Origin of the sequence: Candidatus Enterococcus avicola (genome assembly GCF_047470845.1) — a bacterium.
In the GTDB taxonomy this organism is placed as follows: Bacteria; Bacillota; Bacilli; order Lactobacillales; family Enterococcaceae; genus Enterococcus_D; species Enterococcus_D casseliflavus.
This window is the reverse complement of record NZ_JBLGTY010000055.1, coordinates 1-1,369: the sequence shown is the minus strand read 5'-3', so window position 1 is coordinate 1,369 and position 1,369 is coordinate 1. Positions and strand designations below refer to the sequence as shown.

Annotated in this window: 1 protein-coding gene; it reads left to right on the top strand. The window is 38.1% G+C overall.

Translation table 11 applies throughout. The features are described 5' to 3' along the window. The first annotated feature begins 76 nt into the window (after positions 1–76). A protein-coding gene (locus ACI3E5_RS17545; RefSeq protein WP_104833013.1) for an IS3-like element ISSag12 family transposase occupies positions 77–1,239 on the top strand; the annotation gives its coding sequence in 2 pieces (ribosomal slippage) (positions 77–326 and positions 326–1,239; 1,164 coding nt in all). Positions 1,240–1,369 lie beyond the last annotated feature (130 nt).

Below are 1,369 nucleotides of genomic sequence, written 5' to 3'. Positions count from 1 at the left end.
TGAATAGGCTACACTTAACTAGACAGAAAAGATAAGGTGTGTAAAATATAAGAAAACACACTGGAGGAAATATCACATGACTAGACGTGTACGTCAAATTTATACCCCTGAATTTAAACAACAAATGGTTGATCTTTATCAAGCTGGAAAACCCAGAGCACAGATTATCAAAGAATATGATTTAACGCCTTCTGCGTTTGACCGTTGGATTCGACAATCCAAACAGACCGGTAGTTTTGAGACGAAAGATAATTTAACAATGGATCAAAAAGAATTAATTGAATTACGTAAACGAAATAAACAGCTTGAAATGGAAAATGATATTTTAAAGCAAGCGGCGCTGATATTCGGACGAAGAGACAAGTAATTGATCAAAATAAAGATCGTTACTCGATATCAGCGATGTGCAAAGTACTTGGCATCTCTCGACAAACGTATTACTACCAACCAAAAGAAAAACATTCAGAGGCTGAGTTAGAAGAACAAGTCGAAGAGTTATTTATGGAAAACCGAAAAATTTATGGGACAAGAAAGTTGAAAAATCAGCTTGAAAAACGCGCCATCACCATCAGTCGTCGAAAAATCGGAAGTATTATGAAAAGACGAAATTTACAATCTGCCTATACCGTTGCTCAATTTAAAGCACCAAAATCGTCTGTAAACGAAGCTCCCACTCCTAATTTATTGAATCGGGAATTTTCTGATCGCGAACCATTAGAAGCGATTGTCACTGATCTAACTTATGTTCGAGTAGGAAAGGCTTGGCATTATATTTGTGCCATTTTAGACTTATTTAATCGAGAAATTATCGGGTATTCTTGCGGACCTAGAAAAGATGCACAATTGGTCAAAAAAGCCTTTCAAACGATTAATTATCCATTGAATGACGTGGCGATTTTCCACACTGATCGAGGCAAAGAATTCGATAACCAGTTGATTGACCAACTCCTAGAGTCTTTTGAGATTGAACGTTCTTTGAGTCGTAAGGGCAATCCTTATGACAATGCAGTAGCGGAATCTACCTATAAGTCAATGAAAATTGAATTCATCCGTCAACACACTTTTGAAACGTTAGACGAACTACGTATTCAGCTTTCTGACTACATTCATTGGTGGAACTATCTGCGAATCCATGGTTCATTGGACAATCAAACACCGATTGCCTATCGGCAACAGAGATTGGCGAAGCGAACCCTTGATAATGAGCATGGGTGTGATAGCCAAAGGCAGACGGCATAATCATTTGTATTTGCCGACTTCGTCTGAACTCATACGCATGGAGGCTCGTTGTCAAGGGCAATCGGAGGCTTCGGATAGATAATGAAAAGAACACCTTATAAAATTTGTCTAAAAAAGTGTTGCCAAACCA